Here is a 6,905-nt window from a genome sequence, read left to right as displayed (position 1 = left end):
GCGGGCCCCCCCGGGCCGCCCCCCCGGGGGGGGCCCCCCCCCCCGGGGCGCCCCCCCCCCGCCGCCGCCCCCGGGGGGCGCGGGGGCGGGCGGGCCCCCCCCCGCCCCCCCGCGGCCTTCGCCGTGCCGCCCCGCGGGGCCGCCGACCGGATCTCCTTCGGGCCGTCCGGCACGCGGCGGGCCCCGCGGGCCGGACGGCGCGGGACCGGCACGAAAACGGCTGGCAGGCAGCAGAACGGGAGGCTAGGTTGCCCCTGGACTACTGAGCGCACCTCACGAGTGCCCCTGACCGGAAGGGGTCGCCGGCGCCCGGCACGGCACCTCGCCGCGTCGTCGCACGCGGACGACGCCTGGCCGTGCGACGCACCGCACCGGACGCCGCGAGCCGTCCCGCGAACCCTTCCGGTCACGGCACCAGGCAACGAAAGGCCCGTGGATGACCGCGTCGCAGATCTGGAACGACGTCGACGACCACTTCACCGCCCTGCTGGCCCCCGCCGACGACGCCCTGGCCGCCGCGCTGCGCGACAGCGACGCGGCCGGCCTCCCCCCGATCAACGTCACGCCGAACCAGGGCAAGCTGCTGAAGCTGCTCGCCGAGATCCAGGGCGCCCGCCGCATCCTGGAGATCGGCACGCTCGGCGGCTACAGCACCATCTGGCTGGGCCGCGCGCTGCCCGCCGACGGCAGGCTGCTCACCCTGGAGTACGACCCCCGGCACGCCGAGGTGGCCCGCGCCAACCTCTCCCGCGCCGGGCTCGGCGAGGTGGCCGAGGTGCGGGTCGGCCCCGCCCTCGCGTCGCTGGAGGACCTGGCGAAGGAGGCCCCCGAGCCGTTCGACTTCGTCTTCGTCGACGCGGACAAGGCGAACAACGCGCACTACCTGGAGTGGGCGGTCCGGCTCACCCGGCCCGGCAGCGTGATCGTCCTCGACAACGTCGTCCGGGGCGGTGCGGTCACCGACGCCGCGAGCACCGACCCGAGCGTGCGGGGCACCCGGGCCGCGCTCGACCTCATCGCCGAGCACCCCGCTCTCGACGGCACGGCGGTCCAGACGGTGGGCGGCAAGGGCTACGACGGTTTCGCCCTGGCCCGCGTCCGGGCCTGACCCCGGCACGGCCGCCGCCCCGGCCCCCTCTCCCGGCCGGGCTTCCCGCGGACCCCGCACCCGGCACGGGCACGGGCACCGAGGCGGCGGCCGTGCCCGCGCCCGCTACCGCTCGTGGTAGAAGCCCACGTTCACCGTGCGGGGGCCGGTGCGGTCGCGGATGACCAGCTCGCCCGAGCCGCCCGCGGGCAGTGGAGCCGTGCCGCCGTACGGCAGGGCCCGCGGCGGCAGTCCCTCCAGAGCCAGCCGGACCTCGGAGGACGGCTCCGGGTGGGAGCCCTGGAGCCAGGTGACCTGCCAGGAACCGTCGGGGCCGCACAGGAACTCCAGGTGCACCCGGGACACGAACAGCCAGTCGTCGGGGGTGGCGAGCCGGCACACGGCCCGGTCCCGGCCGACCCGCAGCATGGCCCCGGGATCACTCGGCGCGTCGGCCATCAGCATCCCGGCCGTCGCGCCGGCGTCCGCACCGGACATCGCGGCCATGGTGAGTTCGAGCACGCGTGCTCCTTCGTGAAGGGTGCTGGACCCGTTGTCCCGGGCCCGCGTCCTCACACCCTCGCCACGCCCGCCCTCCCGGACGGCGACGGGGGTCCGACGACGGGACCCGGCGCGAGGCGTGATTGCCCCGCCGCCGCCGCATGATAATTCGACCATTCCCGCCGTGGTGCGACCTCCGGCACAATGGACCCATGACGGAGCGCAAGCCACCCGGTGTCAGCTTCGAGTCCTGGGTCGACCGGCAGATCCGCGAGGCGGAGTCCCGCGGCGAGTTCTCCGAACTGCCGGGCGCGGGAAAGCCGTTGCCGGAGGTGACGGACACGGCGTACGACGAACTCTGGTGGATCAAGCGGAAGATGGCCCGCGAGGGGCTGTCGGTGCTGCCTCCGACACTGGCCCTGCGCAAGGAGGCGGAGGACGCGCTCGCCGCCGCGGCGGCCGCCCCCTCCGAGCGGGCCGTGCGACGGATCGTCGAGGACGTCAACGCCAAGATCCGCGAGGTCATGTTCAAACCGCCGCCGGGACCGCCCCTCGGGCTCAAGCCGTACGACGTGGACCGCGTCGTCCGGGAGTGGCACGAGCGGCGCGGCGACACGCGCGCCCACGGCCCGTCGCCGGACGCCTAGTGCCCTGGCCGGATGGGTTCACCGGCTCGCGGCGCCCGGCACGGCACCTCGCCGCGTCGTCGCATCACCCGAGCACATCCCGTAGCCGGGAGACGCTCCGCCGTGCGCTGCACCGCACCGGACACCGCGAACCGTCCGGCGAACCCTTCCGGTCACGGCACCGGTTCTTCGGGGCAGGCGGCGTTCGCCCCGTCTCGGCGCCCGGCAGGCACGCCCGCCGCACGGGGTGTCGGCCCGGCTCCGCCCGGGACGAGGGCGGGCACCCGGCACGCCGGGAGATGCACGGCACGCCGATCCTCGACGGGCGGACGCCGCCGGCCGGGGCACTCGCCCCCGGCCCCGCGGGCGCTCGCCGGAACCCGACGCGGCGCGAGGGCCCTCGGGCAGCCCGGGGCCGCGGCGCCCGGGGCCCGTACCGCGGCCGGGCGACGCGCCCGTGCCCGGCGCGGTCCGCCGCCGCGGACGGCAGGGACGGCGCGGCCTCCACCAGGCCGCGCGAAACGCCGTGAGGCCGCGCCCCGGAACATGGTCCGGGGCGCGGCCTCACGGTTCGTGCGGGGCCGGCGGCGGGCTCAGACGTGCAGCAGCCGCTCGGTCATCTCGCGGTAGTCCTGGAGCGCGAGCCGCAGCTTCTCGGTGTCGGTGTCGGACGCCTTGCCGTCACCGCCGGACTGCCAGGCGGTGCGCAGGGAACGCCGGCGCTGCGCGACGGCCTCGGTGAACCGGCCCGCGAGTTCCTCCAGCACGTGGTCGGCCTCCTCGACGGACGCCGCCGGCCCGTCGACGAATCCGCCGACCGCGTGCCGCATCCGCTCGGAGAACGTGTCGTACTCGTCGACCGGGAGGAGACGCTCGTCGTGCCCGGCGGCGGCCTTGCCGTCCACGCGGTGATCGGACCCCGGCCGGCCGCTGTCGGGGAGCGCTCCCGTGGTGCCGGTGCGGGCGGCGGCGCCGTCACGCGCGGCCGGACCCGACCCGGCGGTGCCCGCGAGGTCCTTGCCGCGGGTCGCGTCGCGGTCCTCGGAGCGCGAGGTACCGGACGGGGCCGTGCCGGTGCGGCCCGCCGGGCCGCCGTGGCCGGCGGCCGGCTCCCCGGTGCGGGCGGCGGTGCTCTCGCGGCCGGGCGCGGCGGTGCCGGTGGTCCGGGCGGCGGAGTCCTGGTCCTTTGCCGTGGTCGGGGTGGCGAGGCCGTCGTCCGTCCGGGACGCCCGGGTCCCGGCCGCGCCGGCCGTCGCGGCGGCGGCGTCGCTCTCCGTGTGGCCGGTCCGGCCGGCCGTGCCGCGGTCGTCCATGCCGTGGTCGTCCGTGGCGGGGTCCAGGTGGCCCTTCAGCGCCTCCCGGCGCGACACGTCGTCGGCCGCGGCACCGTCGGCCGCCTTCGCCCGGTCGTCCAGCGGACGCTCGGGGGGCACGGGGGTGACCCGGCCCTTCACGGCCGTCTCACCGGACGGGGTGCGCTCGGGATCCTGTTCGGGCTTCATCGCGTTCACCTTCCTGGGCTCCCTCGCCCGAGCCGGTCGAACACCGGGGCGGGTGGGAGCGAAGCATCGTGGTCGGGGGTCTCGGGTCCGGCGGTGCGGCGTCCCGGCGGCGCGCCGCGGGCTCGCCGGCCCGCGGCGCGGTCCGCGGGCTACGCGGGCTTGGCGTGCCGGTCGTCCTTGGTCGTGCGGAGGCGGCGGGTGTCCGCGGGGCGGTGGCCGTCGGCCTCGCCGTCGCGGGCCGCGCGCGCGGGAGCGGAGGACGCGTCCTCGCGGGCCGACGTCATGAGGTCCTCGAACAGGGCGCGGGCCTCCAGCATCGCCTCGCGCATCTGCTCGGTGTCGGCCGCGCCGTCCCGGCCTTCCCCGGCGGGGGCCTGCGCCGCCCGGTGGACGGTGCGGTAGCCGTGGACGTGGTGCCCGTGGTGCACGGAGAGAGCGGAGACCTGCTCCTCGTACTGCTCGACGCCGGGGAAGCCGCGTGCGCCGGCCAGGTCGCCGAGCAGCCGGTCGGCCTCGGCGACCGCCTCGCGCGGGGAGTCGACGAAGCGCTCCTGCGCCGCGGTCCAGCCGGCCGTGAACCGCTCGCGGTCCGCGGAGTCCAGGGGCCGCAGGCGCAGCCCGCCGTGCTGCTTCACCCGCTCGGCGAGCTCCGCCTCGGCGGCCTTGGTGTCGCCGTCGTGCCGGGCGACCGCGTGGTCGTACTCCGGTCCGAAGCGGCGCCGGAGGGTGCGCCCCGCGGGGGGACGGCGGTTGAGGAGGGTGAGGGCGGCCGCGCCGACGGCAACGGCCACCACGATCACGATCAGAGCGATGATCACGCCTGTGGACATGGATGCCTTCCGGGGTTCTCGACCCAACGGGCCGGTTCTTCACCCGGGTTGCCCGGAAGTCGTCCCTCAAACGGCGGTGGTCCTCGCGCCGGGGGGCCCGTGCGCCCGGGCCCGGGCGGGCCGGAACCGGGCCTGCGGTGCCCGGTGCTCCGCGCCGCCTCCGCAGGGCCGGGGCCCGCGCCTGGCCGCGGGTCGCGGGACGGCCGCGGGCCCGCGGCCGGACACGCAGGCCCCGGAGCGGGGCCCCGGTTCAGGCCGGCTCGCCCAGCCGCCGCACCGGGGTGGCGCCCTCGGCGTGCGGGCGTTCCGCGTCGGAGCCGCACATCTCCTCGTTCAGTTCCTCGACCAGCCGTGTCAGGTCGGTCGGCCGGTCCGGCCCCCACCAGTCGCCGAGGAGCGCGGCGAGGGACTGCTCGCGGGCCAGCGACAGCCGGCCCGCGGCGGCCCGTCCCTCGTCGGTCAGCACCAGGTCCACCCCCTCGCGGCGGGCGAGCCGGCGCTCCTCGATCTGCCGGGCGGCGGCGAGGACCACGTTCAGCGGCACGGCGGTCCGCTCGGCCAGCAGGGCGGGTTCGGCCCACCCGTACTTCCTGATCCGCAGCAGCAGCCAGCTCGCCGCGGGCATCAGGTCGTAGCCCGCCCGCGCGGTGATCTCCTCGTAGATCTCCCGCCGCCCCTCCCGGGTGCCGAGTACCGACAGCGCCCGGCACACCTCGTCGCGGGAGGACCGCTCGACGGGGTTGCTGGCGAGCGTCTCCGTGACGTCGGGGGCGGTGACGGAGCCGCGCAGCCTGTCCTCGCGCAGGAACCAGGCGAGCACGAAGCCGAGGACGGCGACGGGAGCGGCGTACAGGAACACGTCGGTGATCGACGTCGCGAACGCGTGCAGGACCGGTGGCCGCAGTCCGGGCGGCAGCGAGCCGATCCCCTTGGGGTCCGCCTTCAGCGAGTCCGCCGTGATGCCCGGGGGCAGCTGCTGCCCGCCCAGCGCCTTCGTCAGGTTCTCGCCGAGGCGGCTCGCGAAGACCGTGCCGAAGACGGCCACGCCGAAGGAGGCGCCGATCGACCGGAAGAACGTCGCGCCGGACGTGGCGACGCCCAGGTCCTCGTAGGACACCGCGTTCTGCACGATCAGCACCAGGACCTGCATGACCAGGCCGAGGCCGAGGCCGAAGACGAAGAAGTACGCGCTCATCTCGCCGGTGCCGCTGTTCTCGTCGAGTTGGTGCAGCAGGAGCAGGCCGAGGGCGGTGATGCCGGTCCCCGCCACGGGGAACACCTTCCAGCGGCCGGTCCGGCTGACGATCTGCCCGGAGACGGTGGACGACAGCAGCAGGCCGAACACCATCGGCAGCATGTGCACGCCCGACATGGTGGGCGTCACGCCCTGCACGACCTGGAGGAACGTCGGCAGGTAGGTCATCGCGCCGAACATCGCGAATCCCACGATGAAGCTGATGACGGCCGACAGCGTGAAGGTGTGGACGCGGAACAGCTTCAGCGGCAGCACCGGCTCGGCCGCGCGCCGCTCCACGGCGACGAACGCGAAGCCGAGGACCGCGCCGAGCAGCGCGAGCCCGATGATCTGCGGGGAGTTCCAGTCCCAGGTGGTTCCGCCGAGCGAGGCCACCAGGACCAGGCAGGTGGCGACCGCCGCGATCAGAAACGTCCCCAGGTAGTCGATGACGTGGCGGGCCGACTTCCTCGGGATGTGCAGCACGGCCGCGATCACGACGAGGGCGACGACGCCGACGGGCAGGTTGACGTAGAAGACCCACCGCCAGCTCAGGTGCTGGGTGAACAGCCCGCCCAGCAGCGGCCCGAGCACGCTCGTCGCGCCGAACACGGCGCCGAACAGGCCCTGGTACCTGCCGCGTTCCCGCGGCGGCACGAGGTCGCCGACGATGGCCATCGACAGCACCATCAGCCCGCCGCCGCCGAGCCCCTGGAGGGCGCGGAAGCCGATCAGCTCGCCCATGTTCTGCGCCATGCCGCACAGCGCCGAACCGATCAGGAAGATCACGATCGCCGTCTGGAACAGCCGCTTGCGGCCGTACTGGTCGCCGAGCTTGCCCCACAGCGGCGTGGCGGCCGTCGACGCGAGGAGGTAGGCCGTGACCACCCAGGACAAGTGCTCCAGGCCGCCGAGGTCGCTGACGATGGTCGGCAGCGCGGTCGACACGATCGTCTGGTCCAGCGCGGCGAGCAGCATGCCGAGCAGCAGCGCGCCGATGGAGACGAAGACGCTGCCGTGCACGCTCTCCCGGGCGTCCGCCGCCGCCGCGGTGCGGCGCCGCACCGCGGACTCGCTCTGTTCGACCGACTCGTGCGGTCCGGCGCGGGTGCTCCCGCGCTGCGG

The 6,905-nt window shown here is 76.0% G+C and carries 6 protein-coding genes; 2 read left to right on the top strand and 4 right to left on the bottom strand.

From position 1 onward, the window contains the following. Positions 1 to 436: 436 nt before the first annotated feature. Complete coding sequence (locus ACGFS9_RS30150; protein ID WP_393257511.1) at positions 437 to 1,108, top strand: O-methyltransferase; 672 nt, start codon at positions 437 to 439, stop codon at positions 1,106 to 1,108. 105 nt (positions 1,109 to 1,213) lie between these two features. Here ACGFS9_RS30150 and ACGFS9_RS30145 read toward each other — a convergent pair whose 3' ends face one another. Next, the gene (locus ACGFS9_RS30145) at positions 1,214 to 1,609 is read right to left on the bottom strand and encodes a hypothetical protein (protein ID WP_393257509.1); all 396 of its coding nucleotides are present in this window, start codon (positions 1,607 to 1,609) and stop codon (positions 1,214 to 1,216) included. 191 nt (positions 1,610 to 1,800) lie between these two features. Between ACGFS9_RS30145 and ACGFS9_RS30140 the strand changes: the two genes are divergently transcribed. After that, positions 1,801 to 2,235: a DUF1992 domain-containing protein gene (locus tag ACGFS9_RS30140; protein WP_393257508.1), complete on the top strand. Its 435-nt coding sequence runs from the start codon at positions 1,801 to 1,803 to the stop codon at positions 2,233 to 2,235. Positions 2,236 to 2,807: 572 nt separating this feature from the next. Here the strand turns inward: ACGFS9_RS30140 and ACGFS9_RS30135 are convergent. From ACGFS9_RS30135 to ACGFS9_RS30125, 3 genes are all read right to left on the bottom strand, one after another. Then, entirely contained in the window at positions 2,808 to 3,716 is a 909-nt protein-coding gene (locus ACGFS9_RS30135; RefSeq protein WP_393257506.1) for a hypothetical protein, read from the bottom strand. A 149-nt stretch (positions 3,717 to 3,865) separates the two neighbouring features. Further along, positions 3,866 to 4,546 carry a hypothetical protein gene (locus ACGFS9_RS30130; RefSeq protein WP_393257505.1) on the bottom strand — a complete coding sequence of 227 codons (681 nt, stop codon included), beginning with the start codon at positions 4,544 to 4,546 and terminating at the stop codon, positions 3,866 to 3,868. Between the two features lie 250 nt (positions 4,547 to 4,796). Continuing rightward, positions 4,797 to 6,758, bottom strand: a complete 1,962-nt coding sequence (locus ACGFS9_RS30125; RefSeq protein WP_393257523.1) for a DHA2 family efflux MFS transporter permease subunit — start codon at positions 6,756 to 6,758, stop codon at positions 4,797 to 4,799. Positions 6,759 to 6,905 lie beyond the last annotated feature (147 nt).

The organism is Streptomyces sp. NPDC048566 (assembly GCF_043199735.1).
GTDB lineage: Bacteria > Actinomycetota > Actinomycetes > Streptomycetales > Streptomycetaceae > Streptomyces.
Note: the sequence above shows the minus strand (reverse complement) of the source record. Positions and strands in the feature narration are given on the sequence as shown.

What these genes read in the sequence shown, in the direction of transcription:
- ACGFS9_RS30135 (WP_393257506.1), bottom strand. Translation starts at nt 3,716, where the DNA reads ATGAAGCCCGAACAGGATCCCGAGCGCACCCCGTCCGGTGAGACGGCC.
- ACGFS9_RS30125 (WP_393257523.1), bottom strand. Translation starts at nt 6,758, where the DNA reads ATGCTGCTCGCCGCGCTGGACCAGACGATCGTGTCGACCGCGCTGCCG.
- ACGFS9_RS30130 (WP_393257505.1), bottom strand. Translation starts at nt 4,546, where the DNA reads ATGTCCACAGGCGTGATCATCGCTCTGATCGTGATCGTGGTGGCCGTT.
- ACGFS9_RS30150 (WP_393257511.1), top strand. Translation starts at nt 437, where the DNA reads ATGACCGCGTCGCAGATCTGGAACGACGTCGACGACCACTTCACCGCC.
- ACGFS9_RS30140 (WP_393257508.1), top strand. Translation starts at nt 1,801, where the DNA reads ATGACGGAGCGCAAGCCACCCGGTGTCAGCTTCGAGTCCTGGGTCGAC.